This is a genomic window from Bacillus sp. CFBP9009, assembly GCF_036541465.1.
GTDB lineage: Bacteria > Bacillota > Bacilli > Bacillales > DSM-1321 > Peribacillus.
This window is the reverse complement of the sequence record NZ_JAZHFU010000003.1, coordinates 570,199-595,420: the sequence shown is the minus strand read 5'-3', so window position 1 is coordinate 595,420 and position 25,222 is coordinate 570,199. Positions and strand designations below refer to the sequence as shown.

Below are 25,222 nucleotides of genomic sequence, written 5' to 3'. Positions count from 1 at the left end.
TCACCTGCTTTCACTTTCTTCAGTAAATTGAACAAGCACAAGTGTGATATTATCTTCCCCACCGTAGTGATTGGCCTTATCTATTAATGAATTCGCCTTTTCTTCAAGTGACTGTCCATTGGTTACTGTTTCTTCCAGTTCCTGTTCACTCACTTTATTCGTCAATCCATCCGAGCAAAGCAACAGTAAATCATTTTCTTCGAAGATGACCGTCATAATGTCCATTTCCACTTGCATTTCTGTCCCCAAGGCTCGTAATAATACATTTTTCCGTGGATGGTTTTCGGCATCTTCCTTCGAAATCTGACCGGAACGGACCAATTCGTTAACGAGTGAATGATCTTCCGTGACCTGCTTAAAACCGCTCTCATTATACAAATAACACCGACTGTCCCCGATGTTGGCAATCGTAGCAAACTTGTCGGTGCAAATGGCTGCAACAATGGTGGTCCCCATGCCCTTACATTCCGTATTCGCTTCTGCATGTTCAAAAAGCAACTGATTGACCGAGAAGATTTGCTGCTTCAGCCAATCCTCGGCATCATTTGCCGTTTCGATTCCGGTTGATGCTTCCCAGCCCTTTTTCAGAAGGTCTATCGTCATTGCACTGGCTACATCCCCGGCACGGTGGCCGCCCATGCCATCTGCAACGATGGCAAGGCGAACGCCTTCCGAGTTCTTAAAGATTCCGCCATTATCTTCATTATGCTGGCGGACTTTTCCACGGTCTGTCTTAAATATTGCCCTCATAGGGTCACCTCGTCTCTTCTTTGCGCTCCTTGGCCCGAAGCTGGCCGCAGGCTGCGTCAATATCACTGCCTTGTTCCCTTCGGATCGTTACATTAATGCCGCGCTTCTTCAATGTTTTTTCAAACTCAAAAATTTGGTCCCGAGGTGTTCGTACATAGTTGCGTTCAGGTACATAGTTAACCGGTATTAAGTTGACATGGCATTTTATCCCTTTTATTAAAGCTGCTAATTCTTCAGCGTGCTCCACTGAATCATTCTCGCCACCGAATAGACCATATTCAAAACTTACACGGCGACCTGTTTTTTCTGTATAGTACTTGATTGCTTCGATCAAGTCTGGAAGTTTGTAGGCCTTATTGATCGGCATCAATTTACTTCTCAATTCCGTATTTGGTGCATGAAGGGAAACAGCAAAGTTTATTTGCATGCTTTCTTCGGCAAACTTATAGATCTTAGGAATGATTCCACTTGTGGAAACGGTAATATGACGTGCACCGATGTTCAAGCCCTTTTCATGGTTTATATTCTTCAAGAATGACATCATATTATCGTAGTTATCAAACGGTTCACCTATTCCCATGATTACGACAGAACTAACACGTTCTTCCGATTCGTCAAGTGCTTGCTGAACTTTTACGACTTGGGCAACTATTTCCCCTGATTCAAGATTCCGCTTTAAACCGCCTAATGTCGACGCACAGAATGTACAGCCAATTCTACATCCTACCTGCGTTGTCACGCAAATGGAGTTTCCGTATTCATGGCGCATCAGCACCGTTTCTATCGAATAACCATCTTGGAGTTCAAATAAAAACTTCATCGTTCCGTCATTGGACGTTTGCTGAATCAAAGTTTTCAAAGTTGTGAAGGTGAATTGCGCTTCCAACTTATCCCGTAATGATTTCGAAAGGTTGGACATATCTTCAAAACTGGAGACACGTTTTTTATAAAGCCAGTCATATACTTGTTCGGCCCGGAATGCCTTTTCTCCATTTTGAACAAGCCAATCTTTAATCTGGTGTAGCTCCAATGAGTAAATCGACGGTTTTTCTGGTGTCGTATCTTTTCTTACTCTAGATGATTTAGTGATTTCTGCCATTACAGCACCTTCTTTCTAAAACTCGCAATAAAGAATCCGTCACTGCTAAAATATTGCGGAAAAACTTGCAGCGTATGACCCTCGATGAATGGCTGAACGCTTTCAGGCATTCTTGCGGACAAGGTTGCATCGCTTTCAAAATCCGGGTGGCTTTCCAAAAATGCTGCAGCGACTTTGTCATTTTCTTCTTTATCCACCGTACAGGTACTATATACTAACCGTCCGCCTTGCTTAACAAGCGGGGCAGCCGATTCCAATAATTGTTTTTGTATACTTGAGAGTTTCATTATATCATCTTTTGTTTTAGTGTACTTTACATCCGGCTTCCGGCGCATGACTCCCAACCCGGAACATGGTGCATCGATCAGGACCCTGTCAAAACCTTCCTTATTGAAGTGTTCTTGCACTTTTCTGCTATCAAGGGCCATTGTCTTAATATTGTTTCTGAGCTTTAGGCGCTCCGCCTGCTCTTTAATGAGCTTGACCTTATGCTCATGAAGGTCGAGAGCATATACTTGTCCAGTGGTCAAGCCTTCTGCGATATGTGTCGTTTTCCCTCCAGGTGCGGCACAGCAATCGAGTACAGCATCATTTTCATTCGCACCCAATGCATGGGCAACAAGCATTGAACTCTCGTCCTGAATCGATAAATAACCCAATTTATAGCTTTCTGAATGAGCAAGATTCCCTTTATAGCTGACAATTGCTTCGGGAATGACTTCACTTGCTTCAACATCATATCCTTCTTCCGTTAATATGCTGATCAGTTCACGGCGTGAAATCTTCTTTAAATTAACCCGACCCGTCTGTAATGGCGCAGTTAAGTTGATTTCACACATTTCCTTGGTTTTTTCATAGCCAAATTGCTCTACCCAACGCTTTACAAGCCAAATTGGATGACTTACTTCTATGGAAAGCCGTTCCAGATCATCTTTAATTTCATCTAAAGAAGGAACACCATTCCTTTGGATGTTACGAAGGACACCATTGACCATCGAAGATGTACCCTTGTGTCCGCGTTTTTTGGAAATTTCGACAGCCTCGAAAATGATTGCATGATCAGGCACTTTATCTAAATAGACCATTTGATAAACGGAAAGCCTAAGTAAATTGATGACCCAGCTTTGCGTTTTTTTAGGTTGTTTAATATATGGGCTCAAATAATAATCCAAAGTCATCTTACGCTGTATGGTACCGTAACTTATTTCTGTAAGCAAACCGCTGTCCACGACGGATAACTGGTGCTTTTTAATCAAGTTGTTCAATAATAGGTTACTGTAGGAATGGTTTTTCTCTACAGATTCCAAAATATCGAGAGCGATTTCACGTACTCCCTTTTTAGTTTGCTTCATTCTGTTCTCCTAACTTCATGCCTGCTTTAATGAACGATCCGGCTCCGCGCAAGTAATCTTTCGCCGGCATTTTTTTCTTTCCTGAAGGCTGCAGTTCTGTAACCAGTATTGCCGTCTTATTGCCTGTCGAAACGATGAAACCATCATTTTGTACATCAATGACCGTGCCCGGCGCAGCCTGATTGCCATCTTCAAGTTTCTTTACCTGCCAAATCTTCAAAATGGACCCTTCTAAGGTTGTATAAGCAACAGGCCAAGGATTTAGGCCGCGTACATGGTTATAGATGTCTTCTCCTGATTTCGACCAGTCGATTCTTTCCTCCGACCGCTTGATGTTAGGTGCAAATGACGCTCTAGCCTCATCCTGCTTGATCGGCTGTAACTCCTCATTAATAAGTTTCGGAAGTGTCTCCGCAAGTAAATCCGACCCTATCTTGCTTAATTTATCATGCAGTGTTCCGACATTATCTTGTTCTTCGATAGCAACTTCCGCCTGAGTCAATATATCACCGGCATCCAATTTTTCCGCCATATACATGATGGTTATCCCAGTCTTTTCTTTCCCCTGTAAAATGGAATAATGAATGGGCGCCCCTCCACGCAGTTCTGGAAGCAGGGAGGCATGTACATTAATACATCCGTACTTAGGGGCATCCAGCAATTCATTCGGAAGGATTTGTCCGAAAGCCGCCGTCACCACCAATTCAGCATTCAAGGAGATGATCTTTTCAAGTTCTTCTTTTTCACGGATTTTTTCGGGCTGATAAACGGGAATCCCATGCTTTTCGGCTTCGACCTTAACTGGAGGCGGCGTCAGCACTTTTTTGCGGCCTACTGGACGATCGGGCTGTGTGACAACAGCTATCACATCATACCCTTCATCAATGATTCTTTTCAATACCGGCACTGAAAAGTCCGGTGTACCCATAAATATTATTTTCGTCATTCTTCTCCATACCTTTCTAACTCTTCTTCCGAAATATACCGGGAAACCTTACTTGTAAATAAAACTCCTTGCAGATGATCGATTTCGTGCTGAAGGGCCCTTGCAAGGAAATCTTCCGCTTCTATCTCGAAAAAAGATCCTTTTCGGTCTTGTGCCTGGACTTTGACACGGTATGGACGCGTTACTTCACCATATAAACTCGGGAAGCTCAAGCATCCTTCAACACCTGTCTGTTCGCCTTCCATTTCCAGCACTTCAGGATTAATCAGTTCAATTGCACCTGATCCTTCCTCTATTTCAACGACGGCCACTTGCTTTTTCACGCCAACCTGAGGTGCTGCAAGTCCAACGCCATCCGCCTCCACCATCGTTTCATACATGTTATTTAACAGCTTTGCCAACTTTTTATCAAAACTTGTTACTTTATCGCATTTTTGTTGTAAAATTTTTTCAGGAAACAAGACAATCGGTAAAATAGCCAAAATTAAAGGTAACCTCCTAGATATGAAAAACAACACTTCATTATATAAAAACGCAAGCTGTAACAGCTCGCGGTAATCATCCATCTCTTAAACAATTACATCATGATCTGTGGATTTAAATCTATTGAAATCTGCAGCTGATTCTGAGCGGTTTCTTTTTGGTAATGCTCCAAAAGTGTTCGTAAATGCTGATTCAGGTCCGGCTCTCGTTTGTATTTTATCAGACATTGATAGCGATATCTATTGTTGATTCGACTAATGGGCGAAGCAACCGGACCTAGTACGATAGAATCCCGATTCAATCGTGAGCCTAAATAATTCGTGATTTTCTCAGTAACACTCACTGTCTTCATTAAATCTTCATGTGAAACGGTTATAAGGACAACATAATAATAAGGAGGGTAATGACTTTGCCTCCTTAGATGCATCTCCCGTTCATAAAAAGCATCATAATCCTGAAAAGCAGAAAGCTCGATGCTGTAGTGCTCAGGTGTATAGGTTTGGATGACCACTTCTCCCGGAAGCTGATGACGTCCTGCCCTTCCGCTGACCTGTGTCAGCAGCTGGAATGTCTTTTCCGAAGAACGGAAATCAGGCAGATGCAGCATCGTATCAGCTGAAAGGACTCCAACAAGGGTGATATTAGGAAAATCAAGGCCCTTGGCAATCATTTGGGTGCCTAACAATATATCGGCCTTCCCTTCACCAAAGGCATTCAGCAACCGCTCATGTGAACCCTTCTTACTCGTCGTGTCAACATCCATCCGTATGACCCGTGCTTCAGGGAGGATTTTCGCAAGCTCTTCTTCAACCTTTTGAGTGCCTGTACCGAAGAACCTTATATGTTCACTTTCACATTCAGGGCAAGCGGAAGGCATTCCCTCTTCAAAACCGCAATAATGGCATTTCATTATATCATTAAAGCGATGATATGTGAGTGAAATGTCACAATTAGGGCAGTTGATGACCAATCCGCAGCTTCGGCACATCACAAAGGAAGAATGCCCCCTTTTATTTAGCATCAGAACTGTTTGCTCCCCCTTCTCAAGCCGGTCTTTCAGCTTGGTAAAGAGCAGCTCCGAAAACATGGAACGATTTCCCGTTCTTAGTTCTTCGCGCATATCTACAATATCCACTGCTGGCAACGCATTTTTATTCATCCTCTGGCTAAGTGTCAATAATTTATAGACATTTTTCTTGGCTCGCGCAAAAGATTCAAGTGTAGGTGTCGCGCTGCCAAGAATAACCGGACAACCATATGATTTTGCTCTTTCAATGGCTACGTCCCTGGCGTGGTATCTTGGCGTTTCTTCTTGCTTATAACTGGATTCATGCTCTTCATCAATGATGACCAGCCCCAGGTTTTCAAAAGGAGCAAACACGGCGGAACGCGCGCCCACCACAACTTTTACTTCTTTACGGTGAATTTTCCGCCATTCATCATATTTTTCACCTACGGATAAACCGCTATGCATGACAGCTACCTGCTCCCCAAACCTTTCCTTAAACCTCTTCACCGTCTGTGGAGTTAAAGAGATTTCAGGTACAAGCATGATGGCTTCCTTCCCTTTTTCAATGACAGAGGCAATAGCCTGTAGATACACTTCCGTCTTCCCGCTTCCGGTTACACCATATAAAAGGAAAACATCATGTTCATCATGATATATTTTCTCTTGGATAGGCTTCAAGGCAGCTGTTTGTTCAGCTGTAAGTGTAAAGGGAGTGGATTTTTCGAACACACGGTTTTCATAAGGATCTCGGTATATTTCTTGATCCATTTCCGCCAAGGCCCCTTTTGACACTAGGGATTTGACGGTACCGCTTGATGTGTTCATCAATTCAAGCAATTCTTTTAACGGAATGGGTTCTTGATGTTCAGTAAAGTATTGAAGGAGTTCCTGTTGTTTTTTTGCATTGCTTGACATGGCTGATGCCATTTCTTTCAGTTCCTTAGGGGAAAGCAAAGATTTTATGACTCGGACTGTCTTCTTATTAAGTCGGTTTTTCACATTATATACGAGCTCAAGATTGCCATTTTGCATTTCCTTTTGGAAAAGGGAGGCGTTCTCCCCTTCAATCACGTCTTTCCAAGATATTGAATCATTTTTTCCGAAAAGGTTTTGAATGAAGGGAGGCAGCTGATCCTTTTTATCTTCAACGACTTTGATCACTTTTTCATACTTTGCTTTCATCGCTGCCGGAAGCATGGCCTGTAGCGCTGAAATTTTAAAACACATCGCCTCTTTGGTCAACCAGTCACCGAGCTGAAGCAATTCATCATTAAGAATGGGCTCCAAATCCATTGGTTCTTTTATATAGCGTAATTTCGCAAATTCGCTTTTAGCTTTTAAGCCTGTGACGAATCCCTGAACCATTCTTGGACCGAATGGGACGATGACCCGCATTCCGGGTTTGATGACTTGGTTCCACTTTTCAGGTATGCGATAGTCGAATTCTCGATCCGTTTGTTTAGCAGGTACATCCACGATGACGGATGCTATATCCATATGACATCATTCCTTTTGCATGCGAGATACTTCTGCCAGGATGCTTTTAGCTATATCCGCTTTACTCATTTTTGGAAGTTCGGTCGCACTTCCATCTTTATCGTAAATAGTCACGATGTTCGTATCCGTTCCAAATCCTGCCCCTGGGGCGGTAACATTATTGGCAACGATCATATCTGCATTCTTTTTGGCTAATTTCCCTCTTGCGTATTCTTCAACATTGTTCGTTTCAGCCGCAAAGCCTACCAAGAACTGATGAGTTTTATTTTCACCGAGTTCCATGAGGATATCCTTTGTCCGTTCAAATTCAATCACATTTTCCCCTGGCTGCTTTTTCATCTTTTGAGCATGATAAATCTTCGGTTTATAGTCCGCCACTGCAGCCGTCATGATTACGACATCACTGGTAGCGAACTGATCGAATACCGCATCATACATATCTGCTGCTGATACCACTGGTATTACTTTGGCCTTGGAAGGCGGTGTCAAGTTCACTGGGCCAGTGATCAATGTCACCTCAGCGCCCATTTCGATTGCCTTTTCGGCTAGGGCATAGCCCATTTTGCCGCTGGAATGATTCGTCACGTAACGCACGGGATCGATTGCTTCACGAGTCGGTCCTGCCGTTATCAAATATTTCTTTCCTTTAAGAGGCTGTTGGTGTGATTTGCGTTCATCGAAATATCGATTAAGATGTTCTACGATTGTTTCCGGTTCCTCCAATCGCCCTTTCCCTACATAACCGCAGGCCAAATACCCTTCACCCGGTTCAATGAATTGATATCCAAACGACCGAAGTGTCTCCATATTTTTCTGAACCGCTGGGTGGGCGTACATGTGCACGTTCATTGCCGGCGCAACCCAGACAGGCGCTTCCGTTGCCAGAAGTGTGGTCGTAATCATATCATCCGCGATTCCATTGGCTACCTTTCCGATGACATTGGCTGTAGCAGGAGCCAACAGGATGATATCAGCCCAATCAGCCAAGTCGATGTGGGCAATGACTGATGAATCCTTCTCATCAAAAGTATCTGTGTACACATCATTTCTCGAAAGTGCTTGAAAGGTGAGCGGCGTCACGAATTTACGTGCCGATTCACTCATGATCACTTTAACATGTGCACCTTCCTGAGTTAATTTACTTGTCAGGGCAGCAGCCTTATATACAGCAATTCCGCCGGTGACACAAAGAAGTACTTTTTTATCGATAAGCATGCAAATTTCCCCTAACTATACATTCTATTTTTCTTTTAATTATGACGGAAAACCGAAGAAATTTCATTCGAAATGCGCAATAACATATGGATTTTCCTAAACATTCCATATCTCTGCCTGCTTTCATCAATGACTTCCGGACTTTTTTAAAACCAAAACAAACAGGCCTGACACCTTGGCCGCAGGAAGGAAGCACTTTCCAAATGTTACGCTCCTGTTTGCTTTAGGGTGTCAGGCCCGATAGGTCAAGCTATGTGTTCTTTTAGTTTTCCTCGTAAGAATTATCGTAAGTCAACTTACCGGAATGAATCTCTTCAAGGGCACGACCTACTGATTTATGGGAAACCGGTTTCGTTACGAGGCAATTATCTTTAATTTGCATTTCCCTGGCACGCTTAGCTGCCACTGATACAAGTGAGTATTTTGAATCGATTTTAAGTAATAGAGAATCAATTGATGGATATAACATAATTTATTCCGCCTCCAACATTTTTTTATATAAAACAGCAACTCTTTCCCGACGGCAATGCTCGGCTATTACAATTGCATTAATTCTAGCACAAGCGGCATCCACATGATCATTTTCAACAACATAATCATACAGATCCATAAGTTCTATTTCTTCCTTGGCCACTTTCATCCGTCCTTTTATCGCTTCCTCCGTCTCGGTTCCGCGAGTAACGATGCGGCTTTCGAGTTCGGTCAAACTCGGAGGAGCAAGGAAAATGAAAAGTCCTTCAGGGAATTTCTCCCGGACCTGTTTAGCTCCTTGAACTTCAATTTCCAGAAATACATCTTTTCCGGAATCGATTGTTTCACGGACATAATCCACGGGTGTTCCATAATAATTACCGACGAACTCTGCATATTCCAGCAATTTTCCTTCTTCGATCAGTGCTTCGAATTCCTCGCGTTTTTTGAAGAAATAGTCCACTCCGTCCACTTCACCATGGCGAGGCAGCCGTGTGGTCATCGAAATCGAATATTCGAATGCCGTTCCTGGCTGAGAAAAAATCGCCTTTCTTACAGTTCCTTTACCAACACCGGATGGACCGGACAAAACGATTAATAAACCTTTTTCTCTCATATTGTTTCAGTTACCCCTCTTCTACGCTGTCATCTCTATCTTGAAGCCGTGCGGCAACCGTTTCCGGTTGAACGGCAGATAAGATAACATGGTCGCTGTCTGTAATTATAACGGCCCTAGTCCTTCTACCATATGTAGCATCTATTAAGGATCCGCGGTCTCGGGCATCTTGGATGATCCTTTTGATCGGAGCCGATTCAGGGCTCACGATGGATACGATCCGGTTTGCGGAAACGATATTCCCAAAACCAATATTAATGAGCTTAATTGACATTTTTGTCCCCCATTCATATCTATTGTCACCTTGTTAGGTTCATCATAAACTGACTACTCGATATTTTGAACCTGTTCCTTTAATTTTTCAAGCAGACTTTTCATTTCCACCACTTCTTTGGTAATGGCCGAATCATTTGCCTTTGATCCAATCGTATTGACTTCCCTATTCATTTCCTGGACAAGGAAGTCAAGTTTCCTTCCAATTGGTTCACTATGGGTAAGCGTCCTTGAAAATTGCTGTACATGGCTATCGAGTCTGGTCAGTTCTTCATTTATATCACATTTATCAGCAAAAATGGCCGCTTCTGTCACAATGCGGCTATCTTCGATCAATCCTTCAGTCAACTCTGCCAGTTTGATTTCCAAGCGGGCTTTATATTTTTCGACGACTGAAGGTGCATGCATTTTGACCCCTGCTACAATCTCACCAAACTTTTCAAGCTGGCGTTTCATGTCCAAGGCCAGTTCCTGACCTTCCAGATTCCGCATTTTTTTTAGATTTTCCAATGCCCCCGTGACAGCCTTCAATAACAAGGATTCCAAATCGGCAGGAACCGCAGGTACTTCCTCCGTTATGAAAATCGATTCAAGTTGCAGCATATCCTGTAATGTAATGGAACTTTCCAGATTGTATTTTCCCTTGACTTCTTCCATCAATCCCACATACTGATCAGCAAGATCCCAATCGATCTTCACCTTTTTGGAAACCAGGCTCTCACCTTCAACTGTAATGAAGATTTCCACCCGTCCCCTTCTTATGTATTGATTCGCCTTCTTTTTCACCTTTTCTTCCAAAACTAAAAGCTGGCGCGGCATTCGAATCGTATATTCACAAAAACGATGGTTCACGGTCTTAATTTCAGCAAAAACCTTGACCTGTTCGTTTTCCGCTTCTTCTCTTCCATAGCCCGTCATACTGGTAACCATGGTTCCACATCCTATCAAACATAATGTAGTAATTTAGCCTTTAACATTCATTATATATTAGCTACAGCACGAAAACTTTAGCTCACAAATAAAATACTACAAAAATAAAAAGGCAATAGAGCAAGACTCTACCACCTTAAAGATTATATCATATATCATTGTGCTTTTCTTGCTAAAAAGGTTCCAGCCAGTAAAAAAGTTGGAATGGATGCCATTCCTATTACTAATAGCCAATCCCTTCCCGAAATCGGTACCGTATGAAAGATTGTTTGTAAAGGCTGCACATACATGACGGCTACCATCAATAATAGGGAGGATAATACCGCCCCCACTAGATAAAGGTTACCGAATGGATTTCTCGAGAAGATCGAACGTTCACTTCGGCAATCGAATACATGTATAAGCTGAGCCAGTACCAAGGTAGCGAAAGCAATCGTTTGTGCATAAGCAAGGTTTTCGGGATTTGCACGATATACAACATAAAATGCGATCAATGTAGAAACCCCGATCAGAAAACCGCGTGAAATGATCTTCCAGCCAAGCCCTCTTCCAAAAACACCTTCATTGGCATTTCTTGGATTCCTTTTCATTACATCTTCTTCGGCGGCATCCAGACCCAACGCCATCGCGGGCAGTCCGTCAGTTACAAGGTTCACGAATAAGATCTGGATTGGTATCAAAGGTAAAGGCAAGGCACATAGCATCGCAAAAAACATGACCAAAATCTCCCCCACATTGGAAGCAAGCAGATAACGGATGAACTTCCTGATGTTTTCATAAATATTCCTGCCTTCTTTGATGGCCGATTTAATTGTGGCAAAATTATCATCAACCAATATCAAGGAAGAAGCTTCCTTCGCGACATCAGTACCAGTGATGCCCATGGATATACCAATATCCGCTGATTTTATTGCAGGGGCATCATTGACTCCATCCCCTGTCATTGCAACGACATGTCCTTTATTTTGCAAGGCTTTTACGATTTTTAACTTATGTTCTGGGGAAACGCGGGCAAATACCGAAACACTTTCAACAACTTCCTCAAGTTCCCCGACATCCATGTCCGCCAATTGCCGTCCTTCAAGTACACGGTCTTTTCCTTTTAAAATACCAAGTTCTTTAGCTATTGCCTTTGCGGTTATTACATGGTCGCCAGTAATCATGACAGTTTTGATCCCGGCATCCCTGCATTCCTTAACTGCCTGCTTCACCTCCGGACGCGGGGGATCGATCATGCCCTGCAGTCCCATGAAGGTCAAATTGCGCTCAGCTTCGGTTTCTTGAAGCAAAATCGTTCCTTTTGAAAGGGGTTTATAACCAACAGCAATCATTCGAAGTGCCTGCGAGGCAAGCTCATTCATGTCCTGCTGTACCCTTTCCTTACTCTCCCGATTTAATATTTCCGACCTTCCTTCCCAAAGAATCGTATCGGACTGGGCGATCAATACGTCAGGGGCCCCTTTTGCGATGACAAAATGATTATCTTTATCATCCTTCACTATGACACTCATCATTTTGCGGCTCGAGTCAAACGGAAACTCCTTGACTATCGTAAACCTCTTAGACAGGTGTTCCCTCGTCAACCCTGCTTTCATTGCCGCGACTAACATCGCCCCTTCTGTCGGATCACCGTCTAAAATATATTGTTTACCATTTTCCTTTAACTCAGCTTTGTTACAGAGCATGCCGAATGTAATTATTTGCAGCAATGCATTATGGTTTCTCGGGGCAACTGAAACTCCCTCTAAAGAAAACTCTCCGACAGGTTTATAACCAGTACCGCTGACATCCCAAGTTTTCCCTCCACTCCAAACCTTCGTCACCGTCATTTTGTTTTGGGTCAGGGTTCCTGTCTTATCTGAGCAAATCACCGTTGCACAGCCTAGCGTTTCTACGGCAGGAAGTTTGCGGACAATCGCTTTTTGTTTGATCATACGCTGAACGCCTAAAGACAAGGCTACGGTCACAATGGCTGGCAAGCCTTCGGGAATCGCAGCAACAGCCAATGATACCCCGGCCAAAAACATCGTATAGAGGTCATGCCCTTGAATGACACCAGTCAGGACCACAATTACAGTTAATATTAAAGCCGTGACGATCAAAATTTTGCCTAGCTGCTCCAACCTCCGCTGAAGCGGTGTTTCTTTTGTTTCTGCAGTCTGCAGGAGATCCGCAATCTTGCCCATCGCCGTATTCATACCTGTAGCGGTTACGATTCCGATTCCATTTCCTCTTGTCACCATCGTTCCCATAAAAGCCATATTTTCCTGATCACCGATACCTTCGACTTCATTCATCAATGGATCGGAACATTTAACGGCCGGGAGTGACTCGCCGGTAAGTGCAGACTCTTCTATTTCAAGGCTTGAATGGTCGACGATCCGTAAATCGGCACCAATTCGGTCACCGCTCGAAAACTTCAGGATATCCCCCACAACGACTTCTTTCGATGGGATTTTCAGCCACTGTCCACCTCGAAGCACGTTAACCTGCGGCGCAGCCATTTCCTTTAGGGCATCCAAGGATTTTTCTGCCTTCCGTTCTTGAAAAAAACCAAGTAATCCATTCAAAAAAACAATCGCCATGATGGCAATCGCATCGATATATTCACCCAATATCCCGGAGACCAATGTCGCGGCAAGTAAAACGATGACCATGAAATCTTTGAATTGGGCGAAGAATAAAAGAATGGCAGACTGTTTTTCTCCTTCCTTCAATTCGTTAAAGCCATGCTTTCGCAGCCTGTCCTTTACTTCATCATCGTCCAAACCGTGTGTAACGTTTGTTTGAAGCGCTTTCTCCATTTCTTGATTATTCATTTCCTTGAACTCCATCAAGTATCACACATCCCTTTGAATAGAATGAAATAGGCTCCTGTATACATCTCAACAGGCGCTTTTTGCTTTACCCATCCAACACCTGCCTGCTTACCGATACATAAAACAACCTGCTCTTCTTCCATGATTATTCAGACTCGTCCAAAATAATGCTATAATTAAACAGAATTGCGGAAAGAAGAACGATGCGGATAATATAATGAATGAACGAGAGCTAATCATGATGGATGGTCAAATTTAGGATTAATCTCAGGAACCTATAAAAATAGCATCCATTCAATATTCCCGAACGGCAGCTTCAGCTTTTCACCCAGTTCGCTTAAATTTGTGATTAGCTAAAATGAGCAGTCCTGATGCACTGATAACGCCTAGCAAAATGAGTATCTTAGAAAATCTTATGTAAAGGAAGTAAAAATAGAATGTCATTTGATGGATTATTTACGAAAGCGATGACGGAAGAAATCGCTTCTATATTAAAAGGTGGACGAATCAATAAGGTACATCAGCCTTATAAAAATGAAGTAATACTGGTTGTTCGTGCTGGAGGTAAGAACCATAAGCTCTTATTGTCAGCCCATCCAAGTTATTCGAGGGTGCAAATGACCGAAGAAAGCTATGAAAATCCCAAAGAAGCACCCATGTTCTGCATGCTTCTTAGGAAGCACCTCGAAGGCTACACGATAGAAAATATTTATCAATATGAACTTGATAGGATGATCATTTTTGAAGTGAAGGGCCGCAATGAGCTTGGTGATGTCTCCCAAAAGCAGTTAATCATCGAAATCATGGGGCGTCACAGCAACATAGTTTTAGTCGATAAAGAACGGAATATGATTTTGGACAGCATTAAGCATGTTTCACATGCAGTAAACAGTTATCGGGCGATATTACCCGGCCAGGAATATAAGGCTCCACCCGCACAAGAAAAGAATAATCCCTTCGATGCTACCGAGGACGATATCAGGAAGAATATCGACTTCAATGCAGGAAAGCTGGATCGACAGCTTGTTGCCCATTTTTCCGGAGTTTCACCATTAGTTGCAAAGGAAGCCGTCTACCGGGCTGGACTTGCCAACAGCACGACCCTTCCTTCAGCATTTTTAAGTATTATCCAGGAAATCTCGGAGCAGAAGTATTCCGCCACGATCAAACAAGATGGAAATAAAGAAGTTTTTTATATGCTTTCACTAGAGCATCTGACTGGCAATCAACGTACGTTTTCTTCATTGAGCGAGATGCTCGACCGCTATTACTTCGGAAAGGCAGAAAGAGATCGGGTTAAGCAAAAGAGCCAGGATGTAGAACGTTTCATTACGAATGAAATCGAAAAGAACTCAAAAAAAATCGGGAAGCTCGAACGTACATTAAAAGATACGGAACGCGGGGAACAGTATCAGTTGTTCGGTGAGCTGCTTACAGCTAATCTATATCAAATGAAAAAAGGCATGAAGGAAATAGAAGTCGTCAATTATTATGATGAAGATCAAAGTATGGTCACCATCCCGCTTGACCCTTTAAAAAATCCATCAGATAATGCACAAAAGTACTTCTCCAGATACCAAAAGTCCAAAAATGCAGTCGGAGTCGTCCAAGAACAAATCGAAAAAACAAAATTGGAATTGGCCTACTTTGAAGCCTTGCATCAGCAGCTTCAATCAGCGTCACCCAGAGATATAGAGGAGATTCGCGAAGAACTTCAGGAAGAAGGATATATTCGGCAAAAAAAGAAAAAAGGCATGAAAAAGCCTGCAAATGCAAAACCGCAGCTTGAAACATATTATGCTACAGATGGAGATCTCATTTTTGTCGGGAAGAATAATAAACAAAATGATTACCTAACCAATAAGTTTGCACGCCGTGATGAAATATGGCTTCATACCAAAGATATACCTGGCTCACATGTTGTGATTCGAAATGAATCGCCAAGTGAAGAAACGATAAAAGAGGCAGCCGTATTAGCAGCTTTCTTCAGTAAAGCTAAGCAATCGAGCTCAGTGCCCGTTGACTTCACACAAGTTCGCCATGTCAAGAAACCGAATGGTTCCAAGCCCGGGTTCGTGATCTATGAGCAACAGCAGACCGTATATATTACACCTGATGCCGATACCGTCATACGCTTAAAGGAAGCGGTAAAGGAGTAAAAAAATAGAGGCGGCCCAATCCTCCGTGATTGGGCCGCCTCTATTTTCATGCTGAAATCCAAGCTGTATCAGCCGGATTCTCCCTCCATTTTTTTAGCTTTTCCAATTCATCTGCCGTGATGTACCCTTTTTCATTAGCGACTTTTATCAAAGTCGAGTAGTCACTCAACGAATGGTTAATAATGCCCTCAGCATCGAATTTTTCTTTTCCCTTTTCCAATTCATAAGTAAAGATCGAAACGACTCCTAGAACATCACAGCCTGCTTCCTTCAGCGCGTTAACAGCAGTAATTACACTTCCCCCGGTTGAAATCAAGTCTTCCACAACCACCACTTTTTGTCCTGGAACAGCGCGGCCTTCGATTTGATTGCCCTTTCCGTGCTCCTTGGCTTTGGATCGAACATAGCACATCGGTGCATTTAATTTTTCACTCACCCAAGCTGCATGCGGAATGCCGGCAGTTGCTGTGCCTGCAATCAGTTCAGCCTCAGGGAAGTGCTGTTCAATCAATCCTTTCAATCCTTCCGCTATTTCATTGCGAACCTCTGGGTATGAAAGGGTTAAGCGGTTGTCACAATAAATGGGTGATTGAATTCCAGATGCCCAAGTAAATGGGTCATTCGGCTGTAGGTACACTGCTTTTATTTCCAATAGATGTTCAGCTATCTTATTATTTAACATGATATTCCCTCCCAAGCTGCTTTCATATCCAAATAAGCCCTTAATGGATCTTCCGCCCCCGTTATGGCTCTTCCTACAACGATGGCATCCGCTCCAAATTCCCTAGCCTGTTCAGGCGTGGCAATTCTCTTTTGATCATGCGTCTGTCCTCCTGCATTTCGGATTCCAGGTGTGACCGTTAAAAATTCATGACCGATGCGTTCATGTATGTTCTTTACTTCATGAGTGGAACAGACGACGCCATCCAATCCTGCCTGTTTAGTAAGTTTTGCATAATGGAGGACCGAATCCTCCAGAGATCCGGCAATGTTTTGCTCAACATTCATTTGTTCTTGTGACGTGCTCGTCAGTTGGGTAACCCCTATGCATAATGGACGCTTTTTACCAGCGGACGTTCCCTTATCCAGGCCTTCGATGGCTGCTTCCATCATCTTTTGGCCACCCGCCGCATGTACATTGACCAAGTCGGCACCTAAAGTTGCCAATCCTGTCATGGCCATTTTGACCGTATTCGGAATATCATGAAGCTTCAAGTCCAAAAACACATCGTGGCCTTGCTCTTTTACGAAAGAGATTATTGATGGTCCATTCTGATAAAATAATTCCATCCCCACTTTAACAGCCAGTTTTTCCGAGTGGAACTGTTTTAGGAATTTCTCCGTTTGAATGAAGTCAGGGAAATCAAGAGCGATAATTAGTGACTGTTTCATTCTGCTTCCAGCTCCTTCCGGTACATTCTGAAATATGGTCAAATCCCAGCTCATCCAACAATTTCGGTAATTCTTCAATGATGGTCGGGCATACAAAGGGATCCACGAAGTTCGCGGTTCCCACCGCAACAGCACTGGCACCCGCATAGAAAAATTCGATGACGTCTTCCGCTGTAGCGATGCCGCCCATTCCGATTATTGGAATCGACACTTGCTGGCTTACCTCATAAATCATCCGGAGCGCAACAGGTTTTATTGCAGGACCAGATAAACCTCCCGTTCTGTTCGAAAGAATCGGTTTACCAGTCTTTAAATCCAACCGCATGCCGACTAATGTATTTATCATTGTCAGCCCGTCGGCCCCGCCTTCTTCTACAGCTTTGGCCATCTCCACAATATCACTGACATTCGGTGAAAGCTTCACATATACAGGAACGGAAGATACTTCCTTGACCGCCTTGGTTACCTCTTTGGCAACTTCCGGTACCGTACCGAAAGCTATGCCTCCTTCTTTTACATTCGGACAAGAGATATTCAATTCAAGTGCTTTTACATTCCCCACCTTGCTTATTTCCCTGGCAACCTTTACATAGTCAGCTATTTGCGAACCTGCAACGTTGGCGATGATGGGAACATCATACCCACCTAGCCAGGCCAGCTCTTCACTGATGACCTTTTCTAAACCTGGATTCTGCAGACCGATGGCGTTCAGCATTCCCGAAGAGGTTTCCGCAACACGCGGAGTAGGGTTACCGAACCTCGGCTCAGGAGTGGTCGCTTTGATCATGATCGCCCCAAGAATATCCAAGTTGAAAAATTGACTGTATTCACGGCCGAATCCAAAGCATCCAGATGCTGGCATGACTGGGTTTTTCAAATGTAATCCTGGTAATTCAACTGAAAGCCTGCTCATAGTACCACCTCTCCTGCCCGGAATACGGGTCCATCGCTGCATACCTTTTTATAACTGAATCCAGTTGGATCATCCCCTGTATGACACACGCAGGCAAAGCATGCACCGATGCCGCAGCCCATCCTTTCCTCGAGGGACAGGTAAAGCTTTTTCTCACGATAGCCCGCTTCCAACGCTCTTAACATTGGTGTAGGCCCGCAGGAAAAGATCGTTGCAAACTCTTGCTCCAGGTTGTCTATTACAGTCGTAACAAATCCTTTTGTCCCATATGAACCATCCACCGTGGCTATATGGGTATCACCTAATTCACTGAATTCTTTTTCGTAAAAGATGGCTGACTTGGTCTGGAAGCCCAATACATGGATTACCTTAACACCTTTCGCAACCAACATCTGTGATAGTTGATACAGGGGCGGGACACCAATCCCGCCGCCAACCAATAATGCCGTTTCTCCCTTTTTGGCCTCATGAACGGGAAATCCGTTGCCAAGGGGTCCAAGAATATCGACCGCTTCCGCCTCTTTACGCTGTGATAACAGCGTCGTTCCTTTCCCTTCAGCCCGGTATATCATCGTGAACTGTTTTTCACTGCTGTTGTAAGAAGAAATTGAAATCGGGCGTCTTAACAATGGCTCAGTGCCTTCTGTTGTCTTGACCTGGACAAACTGGCCTGGTTGCTTCATCTCTGAAACCAATTCACCTTGCAGAGTAAGTTCAAAGATGGATGGGGCCAGCTCCTTATGATTTAACACCTTCATTCTTTCCTTCTTGATCATATATAGCTCACCTCACGACTTTTTTCCGTTTTTCCCATTGCTTCTGCCGAGAAGGTCATGGATTCTATCACTCTTAAAATAGCTTCTGCCGTATCAAGTGATGTTAAGCATGTTACTCCATTTTCAACCGATTCACGTCGGATTCTGAAACCATCCCGGGCCGGCTGCTTGCCTTTTGTCAAAGTATTTATGACAAATTGCGCTTCCCCGTTCCGGATAACATCCAGCAGGTTTGTACCTTCTTCGCCAATTTTACCGACAATCGCAGTCGGGATGCCCGATTGCTGCAATAGGGCCGCAGTTCCGCTGGTGGCTATCAACTTGAAACCGATATTATGGAAACGTCTTGCTAAAAGTAGCGCTTCTTGCTTATCTTTATCCGATATCGTCAATAACACCGAACCATGCCCCTTAATTTTGAAGCCGGAAGCGACCAACCCTTTATATAAAGCCTTTTCAAGGGTGCTATCTTTCCCCATTACTTCACCAGTCGATTTCATTTCAGGTCCGAGAGAAATGTCCACGCCTCTTAATTTTGCAAAAGAGAAGACCGGCACTTTCACAAAGACCCCAGTTTGTTCTGGCACTAACCCAGATTGGTAACCTTGGCTTTCTAGTGTGTGTCCCAAGATGACCTTCGTGGCTAAGTTAGCCATCGGCACATTCGTAATTTTACTTAAGAATGGAACGGTCCGGCTCGAACGTGGATTTACTTCAATTACATACACTTCTTCATTGCTGATGACATATTGAATGTTCAAGAGACCAATTATATTCAAGCCTTTTGCCAATCGGGTCGTATAGTCGATGATTACTTCTTTTTGTTTTTCCGTTAAATTTTGCGGCGGATAAACTGCAATCGAATCACCTGAATGGACGCCGGCACGTTCGATATGCTCCATGATTCCAGGGATAACGACCGTTTCACCATCGGAAATACCATCGACTTCGATTTCCTTACCCGTTAAGTAGCGGTCTATCAGGACAGGATGATCTGGATTTATTTTCACGGCATTTTTCATGTAATGCAGTAATTCTTCTTGTTTATAGACGATTTCCATCGCTCTTCCTCCGAGAACATACGATGGCCTTACTAAAACAGGGTAACCAATATCTTCAGCGATGACGATCGCTTCATCAACCGATGTTGCGGTTTTACCCTTTGGCTGCGGAATGCCTAAATCCTTAAGTGCTTTTTCAAATTTATTGCGATTTTCCGCCCTATCCAGGTCTTCAAGTGAAGTACCAAGGATTTTCACTCCTCTTTCAACAAGACCATCTGCAAGGTTGATTGCTGTCTGTCCGCCAAACTGGACGATGACCCCTTCCGGTTTTTCCAAATCGATGACGTGCATGACATCTTCAATAGTCAATGGTTCGAAATAAAGTTTGTCGGAGATACTGAAATCCGTCGAAACTGTTTCGGGATTGTTGTTGATGATGATCGCTTCATATCCCGCTTCTTTAATGGCCCATACCGAATGTACGGTCGCATAATCAAACTCTACTCCTTGCCCAATCCGAATTGGACCTGATCCCAGAACAATGACACTTTTCTTGTCGGTCACGATGGATTCATTCTCATCTTCATATGTCCCATAAAAATACGGTGTTTCCGATTCGAATTCGGCAGCACATGTATCAACCATTTTGTAAACAGGGATGATTCCTTGCTGTTTCCGGTACTCATAGACGTCAATTTCGGGAACTTCCCATATTTCCGCGATCGTTTTGTCAGAAAACCCTAGTTCTTTAGCCTTTTGCAATACTTCACAATCAAATGAATGTTCTTTAAGCTGCTTTTCAAAGTCGATTATCTTTTTCAACTTATGCAAGAAGAATAAATCGATCTGGCTCCATTCGTGGATGGTTTCGATCGTTTTGCCCCTTCTTAAAGCTTCACCGATATAGAATAACCGTTCATCTCCGGCTTTTCGGATCCGTTTCTCTATTTTTCCATCCTCAAACTCGTCATTCAAGTTAAGATGGTATATACCCGCTTCAAGGGAACGGACAGCTTTTAAGATGGATTCTTCGAATGTACGGCCGATTGCCATGACTTCTCCGGTCGCTTTCATTTGGGTCCCGAGTCTCCGGTTGGCGCTTTCGAACTTATCGAAAGGCCAGCGCGGAATTTTCGTAACGACATAGTCCAGTGCCGGTTCAAAGCTGGCATAGGTTTTGCCTGTGACAGGGTTCATCATTTCATCAAGCGTCAACCCAACGGCTATCTTTGCTGCTAGCTTTGCAATTGGATACCCAGTCGCTTTTGAAGCAAGTGCCGAAGAACGGCTGACCCTTGGGTTCACTTCAATGACATAATATTGATAGCTGTTTGGATCTAGCGCAAGCTGAACATTACATCCACCTTCAATTTTCAAGGCGCGGATAATCTTCAAAGACGTATTTCGAAGCATTTGATACTCTCTGTCACTTAATGTTTGGCTTGGTGCCGCAACTATTGAATCGCCTGTATGGACACCGACAGGATCGAAGTTTTCCATATTACAAACGACTATTGCATTATCATTGGAATCACGCATCACTTCATATTCCACTTCTTTGAAACCGGCAATGCTCTTCTCAAGCAGACATTGGTGAACCGGGCTGCTTTTCAGGCCACCCTCAACGATCTCGATAAGCTGCTCTTCGTTATCACAAATCCCACCGCCTGTTCCGCCAAGCGTGAAGGCTGGACGAACAATGACTGGATAACCGACTCGTTCAACGAATGTATAAGCTTCTTCCAAGTTATGAATAATGTCGCTGTCAGGCACTGGTTCCCCAAGATCGTTCATTAGCGTACGGAAAAGGTCACGGTCTTCCGCTTGTTGGATAGCCGAAAGTTTGGTACCAAGAATCTGGACATTGCATTCTTCCAGGATTCCTGATTCGGCAAGCTCAACGGCCATGTTCAAGCCAGTCTGTCCGCCCAAGGTAGGTAACAGTGCATCCGGGCGCTCTTTACGAATGATTTTGCTGACAAATTCCAATGTGATCGGTTCGATATAAACCGCGTCAGCCATTTCAGTGTCTGTCATGATTGTAGCAGGGTTAGAGTTAATCAGGATCACTCGATAACCTTCTTCTTTTAAGGCTATACACGCTTGGGTTCCTGCATAATCGAACTCGGCGGCCTGTCCGATGACGATCGGACCGGAACCAATTACTAGGATGCTTTTTATATCAGTGCGTTTTGGCATGTTTTTTCCCCCTTGTTGGTTGCAGCTTCAATCATTTGTAAGAATTCATTGAATAAGTAGTTGGCATCTTCCGGACCTGGTGATGCTTCCGGGTGATATTGTACGGTGAAAGCCGGATACTTTTTATGGCGCAGACCTTCAATCGTATCGTCATTCAATGCTGTATGTGTCACAATAAGATCTGTACTTTCTATGGAAAGCTCTTCAACTGTATATCCATGATTTTGAGATGTGATGGATACTTTTCCGGTACGAAGGTCCCTAACCGGATGATTCGAACCTCGATGGCCGAATTTTAATTTTGCAGTATCCGCCCCGTTTGCAAGTGCGAATAATTGATGTCCTAAACAGATTCCGAATAACGGCACTTGCGTTTGGATTGTACGGATCATTTCGAGCGTCTCATGAACACTTTTCGGATCTCCAGGACCGTTTGAAAGCATCACGCCATCCGGATGATATTGCATCACTTCTTCGGCCGTGACGTTATAAGGCACAACCACGACATCACAGCCGCGCTTCGTCAACTCACGTAAAATCCCATGCTTCATGCCGTAGTCTACAAGAACTACCCGCGGGCCTCTGCCCGGGCTGGAATAAGGTGCTTTTGTTGAAACCTGTTTTACCTGATTAGAAGGAATCACAGTTGCTTTCAATTGGGAAACCACTTCATTTGCATCTTTATTGATATTGCAAAGCGCCCCTTTAAGTGCACCTGATTTCCTGATGATTCTTGTCAGCTTTCTCGTATCGATTCCGCTTATTCCAGGTATGTTCTTCATTTTCAGATATTCATCTAGTGATAATTGGTTTCGCCAGTTGGAAGGAAGTTCTGCTGTTTCCTTAACGACGAATCCTGCTATGGCTGGATTGATGGATTCAAAGTCATCCCGGTTTATCCCGTAGTTCCCGATTAATGGATACGTAAGTGTAACGATTTGACCGCAATACGATGGATCGGATAGAATCTCCTGGTACCCCGTCATTCCTGTGTTAAAAACGACTTCACCTATTTTTTCTACGTCCCCTCCGAATGCTTCCCCAAGGAATACTGTCCCGTCTTCTAAAATTAGCTGTCTTTTCATCCTTGAACACGTCCTTTTTCCCAAGCTATTTTTCCTTCTGCAATCGTCATGACTGGCCAGCCATAACATTTCTTTTCATTAAAAGGTGTATTTTTCCCTTTTGAAGCAAACTCTTCAGCATTGATTTCTTTTTCCGTTTCCAAATCGATGAGCACGATATCCGCAGTAGCACCTTCCTTTAGCTCTCCATAAGGAAGGGAGAAACTTTCAGATGGTTTGATTGTCATGAAATCGATCAATTGCTTTAATGTTATGACGCCCTTTTTAACCAATTCGGTGTAAAGCAGCGGGAAGGCCGTTTCCAATCCTACTATTCCGAAAGGAGCCAGCTGCATCCCCTGCGCCTTTTCCTCTGCCGCATGCGGGGCATGGTCTGTTGCTATAAAATCGATGGTTCCGTCAAGCAGTCCTTCAATCAACGCGTCCCGATCTTCACGGCCCCTTAATGGCGGGTTCATTTTATAATTCGTATCAAGTCCCGGTATATCATCTTCACACAATAATAAGTGATGCGGTGTAACTTCGGCTGTAACTCGGATACCTGCACGTTTTGCATCCCTTACCGTCCTTACCGATTCCTTCGTGGATATATGGCACACGTGATAATGGCAGTTAGCCGCTTCGGCAAGAAGGATATCCCGGGCAATATGTACAGCTTCACATACGGACGGAATTCCATTGATCCCCTGTTCTTTTGAGAATCTTCCTTCATGGACGGAGCCTTTATTGATTAAGCTATTGTCTTCACAATGAGCAACTATGGCCATATCTTGAGCTGCTGCCCGTTTCATCGCTTCCAGCATCATCCCGGCTTCTTGAATTCCTACGCCATCGTCCGTAAAGGCGAAAGCACCCGTTTGTTTTAATGAAGAAAAGTCGGTCAGCTCCTTGCCTGCTTCCCTAATCGTAATGGATGCATATGGAAGTACCCTGACATGAGCCGTTTCTTCAATCTTCCTGTTAAGCGCCTCAAGGTTCTCCACTGTATCAGGAACTGGCCTTGTATTCGGCATCGCCGCTACCGTAGTGAAACCGCCTCTTGCCGCTGCAAGCGTCCCGCTTGCGATTGTTTCTTTATGTTCACCGCCCGGTTCACGTAGATGGACATGCAGGTCAACAAATCCTGATGTAATAAGTAACCCTTCAGCGTCAACTACCTTACAATTTTCCGTTGCCAAGTTCTCGCCGATTTTTGTGATGACCTTGCCTTCCATTTCAATGTCCGCTTTTTTGAATGAGTTTTGATTATCTAGCAATACTCCATTTTTGATTACTGTTTTCATGAATGTTTCCCCCTTCGGATTGTTCAAGCACATTTTTTAATACGGCCATTCTAATGAATACGCCATTCTCCATTTGTTTGAAAATTCTTGAGCGGCTGCATTCGACTAAATCACTGTCTATTTCAACACCGCGGTTTATTGGTGCAGGATGCATGATGATCGCATCCGGTTTCATATTTTTTTCACGTTGTTTGGTCAGGCCGAAACTTTCCAGATAATCTCCATTTGCGTGATCGTATTTTTCAACATGCCTTTCATGCTGTATTCTGAGCAGCATGACCACATCCGCTGTAGCTACCGCATGATCGATGTCTTCATACCTTCCTAAACTGTTTGTTCTGTCAAACCATTCAGGCGGACCCGAAAATACGACATTCGCTCCTAAACGGGTCAATGCTTCTGCATTCGATTTTGCAACCCGACTATGCATCACATCACCGATTATCGCAATCTTCAGACCTTTAAAACTTTTAAACTCTTGTTTTATCGTCAATAAGTCCAGTAATGATTGGGTTGGGTGATTTCCGCAGCCATCCCCTGCATTGATTATTGGAATCCCGATCTTCTCATTCAATTCGTCAAAATAATTATCCTGTTCATGACGGATGATCAAGGCATTTACACCTATTGCTTCTAAAGTTTTAACAGTGTCATATAAGGTTTCGCCTTTTAACACGGATGATGTACCCGCATCAAAAGGAATGACCTCAAGTCCCAGTTTTCTTTCAGCCATTTCAAAGCTTGATTTTGTACGTGTGCTTGGTTCAAAGAAGAGGTTGGCAACTGTGGTCTGCTGCTTTGGATTCCAGCTAGATCCGTTGGCAAAACCCTCTGCCTCATGTAAAATTCTTTCAATATCAGTCAAAGTCAATTCATTCATGGTCAATAATTTTTTCATCGATCCTGCTCCTTTCACATTTGTGATGCGGGGCATAAAAAACACCCCGCCAT

Annotated in this window: 22 protein-coding genes; 1 reads left to right on the top strand and 21 read right to left on the bottom strand. The window is 43.7% G+C overall.

What is annotated here, in order from left to right:
* From V3595_RS12270 to V3595_RS12210, 13 genes are all read right to left on the bottom strand, one after another.
* The gene (locus V3595_RS12270) at positions 1–750 is read right to left on the bottom strand and encodes a Stp1/IreP family PP2C-type Ser/Thr phosphatase (protein WP_485907415.1); all 750 of its coding nucleotides are present in this window, start codon (positions 748–750) and stop codon (positions 1–3) included.
* A 4-nt stretch (positions 751–754) separates the two neighbouring features.
* Positions 755–1,849, bottom strand: coding sequence for a dual-specificity RNA methyltransferase RlmN (gene rlmN, locus V3595_RS12265; protein ID WP_485907414.1), 1,095 nt, complete (start codon positions 1,847–1,849; stop codon positions 755–757).
* Positions 1,849–3,201: a 16S rRNA (cytosine(967)-C(5))-methyltransferase RsmB gene (gene rsmB / locus V3595_RS12260; RefSeq protein WP_485907413.1), complete on the bottom strand. Its 1,353-nt coding sequence runs from the start codon at positions 3,199–3,201 to the stop codon at positions 1,849–1,851. Before rsmB ends, rlmN begins: the two co-directional genes overlap by 1 nt.
* A complete protein-coding gene (gene fmt, locus V3595_RS12255) occupies positions 3,188–4,147 on the bottom strand; it encodes a methionyl-tRNA formyltransferase (RefSeq protein WP_485907412.1) in 960 nt (319 codons plus the stop codon). The genes rsmB and fmt overlap by 14 nt, the downstream gene beginning before the upstream one ends.
* Positions 4,144–4,629, bottom strand: a complete 486-nt coding sequence (gene def, locus V3595_RS12250) for a peptide deformylase (RefSeq protein ID WP_485907411.1) — start codon at positions 4,627–4,629, stop codon at positions 4,144–4,146. Before def ends, fmt begins: the two co-directional genes overlap by 4 nt.
* 95 nt (positions 4,630–4,724) lie before the next feature.
* A complete protein-coding gene (gene priA / locus V3595_RS12245) occupies positions 4,725–7,136 on the bottom strand; it encodes a primosomal protein N' (RefSeq protein WP_485907410.1) in 2,412 nt (803 codons plus the stop codon).
* Between the two features lie 6 nt (positions 7,137–7,142).
* Entirely contained in the window at positions 7,143–8,351 is a 1,209-nt protein-coding gene (coaBC, locus tag V3595_RS12240) for a bifunctional phosphopantothenoylcysteine decarboxylase/phosphopantothenate--cysteine ligase CoaBC (protein WP_485907409.1), read from the bottom strand.
* Between the two features lie 262 nt (positions 8,352–8,613).
* Positions 8,614–8,820 (bottom strand): DNA-directed RNA polymerase subunit omega, encoded by a 207-nt coding sequence (gene rpoZ, locus V3595_RS12235; protein ID WP_098371057.1) that lies wholly within the window; start codon positions 8,818–8,820, stop codon positions 8,614–8,616.
* A 3-nt stretch (positions 8,821–8,823) separates the two neighbouring features.
* Entirely contained in the window at positions 8,824–9,438 is a 615-nt protein-coding gene (gene gmk, locus V3595_RS12230) for a guanylate kinase (RefSeq protein ID WP_034313809.1), read from the bottom strand.
* Positions 9,439–9,448: 10 nt separating this feature from the next.
* On the bottom strand, positions 9,449–9,712 hold the full coding sequence (remA, locus tag V3595_RS12225) for an extracellular matrix/biofilm regulator RemA (protein ID WP_034313813.1): 264 nt from the start codon (positions 9,710–9,712) through the stop codon (positions 9,449–9,451).
* A gap of 53 nt (positions 9,713–9,765) precedes the next feature.
* Positions 9,766–10,641: a YicC/YloC family endoribonuclease gene (locus tag V3595_RS12220; RefSeq protein ID WP_137018775.1), complete on the bottom strand. Its 876-nt coding sequence runs from the start codon at positions 10,639–10,641 to the stop codon at positions 9,766–9,768.
* A 155-nt stretch (positions 10,642–10,796) separates the two neighbouring features.
* Positions 10,797–13,475 carry a calcium-translocating P-type ATPase, SERCA-type gene (locus V3595_RS12215; RefSeq protein WP_485907589.1) on the bottom strand — a complete coding sequence of 893 codons (2,679 nt, stop codon included), beginning with the start codon at positions 13,473–13,475 and terminating at the stop codon, positions 10,797–10,799.
* On the bottom strand, positions 13,475–13,603 hold the full coding sequence (locus V3595_RS12210) for a hypothetical protein (protein WP_260357047.1): 129 nt from the start codon (positions 13,601–13,603) through the stop codon (positions 13,475–13,477). Before V3595_RS12210 ends, V3595_RS12215 begins: the two co-directional genes overlap by 1 nt.
* Positions 13,604–13,897: 294 nt before the next feature.
* Here V3595_RS12210 and V3595_RS12205 point away from each other — a divergent pair, with 294 nt between their 5' ends.
* Positions 13,898–15,619 (top strand): Rqc2 family fibronectin-binding protein, encoded by a 1,722-nt coding sequence (locus V3595_RS12205; RefSeq protein WP_485907408.1) that lies wholly within the window; start codon positions 13,898–13,900, stop codon positions 15,617–15,619.
* Positions 15,620–15,665: 46 nt separating this feature from the next.
* Here the strand turns inward: V3595_RS12205 and pyrE are convergent, their stop codons facing one another.
* Genes pyrE through V3595_RS12165 form a run of 8 tightly spaced genes read right to left on the bottom strand, consistent with a single transcriptional unit; the run spans position 15,666 to position 25,169 of the window.
* The gene (gene pyrE, locus V3595_RS12200; RefSeq protein WP_101224604.1) at positions 15,666–16,301 is read right to left on the bottom strand and encodes an orotate phosphoribosyltransferase; all 636 of its coding nucleotides are present in this window, start codon (positions 16,299–16,301) and stop codon (positions 15,666–15,668) included.
* Entirely contained in the window at positions 16,295–17,011 is a 717-nt protein-coding gene (gene pyrF / locus V3595_RS12195) for an orotidine-5'-phosphate decarboxylase (RefSeq protein WP_402900385.1), read from the bottom strand. The genes pyrE and pyrF overlap by 7 nt, the downstream gene beginning before the upstream one ends.
* A complete protein-coding gene (locus V3595_RS12190; RefSeq protein WP_485907407.1) occupies positions 16,983–17,924 on the bottom strand; it encodes a dihydroorotate dehydrogenase in 942 nt (313 codons plus the stop codon). The genes pyrF and V3595_RS12190 overlap by 29 nt, the downstream gene beginning before the upstream one ends.
* The gene (locus V3595_RS12185; protein WP_352921538.1) at positions 17,921–18,700 is read right to left on the bottom strand and encodes a dihydroorotate dehydrogenase electron transfer subunit; all 780 of its coding nucleotides are present in this window, start codon (positions 18,698–18,700) and stop codon (positions 17,921–17,923) included. Before V3595_RS12185 ends, V3595_RS12190 begins: the two co-directional genes overlap by 4 nt.
* The gene (gene carB, locus V3595_RS12180; RefSeq protein WP_402900393.1) at positions 18,697–21,903 is read right to left on the bottom strand and encodes a carbamoyl-phosphate synthase large subunit; all 3,207 of its coding nucleotides are present in this window, start codon (positions 21,901–21,903) and stop codon (positions 18,697–18,699) included. Before carB ends, V3595_RS12185 begins: the two co-directional genes overlap by 4 nt.
* Positions 21,882–22,988, bottom strand: a complete 1,107-nt coding sequence (locus V3595_RS12175) for a carbamoyl phosphate synthase small subunit (RefSeq protein WP_289352246.1) — start codon at positions 22,986–22,988, stop codon at positions 21,882–21,884. The genes carB and V3595_RS12175 overlap by 22 nt, the downstream gene beginning before the upstream one ends.
* The gene (locus V3595_RS12170) at positions 22,985–24,271 is read right to left on the bottom strand and encodes a dihydroorotase (RefSeq protein WP_485907406.1); all 1,287 of its coding nucleotides are present in this window, start codon (positions 24,269–24,271) and stop codon (positions 22,985–22,987) included. Before V3595_RS12170 ends, V3595_RS12175 begins: the two co-directional genes overlap by 4 nt.
* Positions 24,234–25,169 (bottom strand): aspartate carbamoyltransferase catalytic subunit, encoded by a 936-nt coding sequence (locus tag V3595_RS12165; protein ID WP_402900403.1) that lies wholly within the window; start codon positions 25,167–25,169, stop codon positions 24,234–24,236. Before V3595_RS12165 ends, V3595_RS12170 begins: the two co-directional genes overlap by 38 nt.
* Between the last annotated feature and the right edge of the window lie 53 nt (positions 25,170–25,222).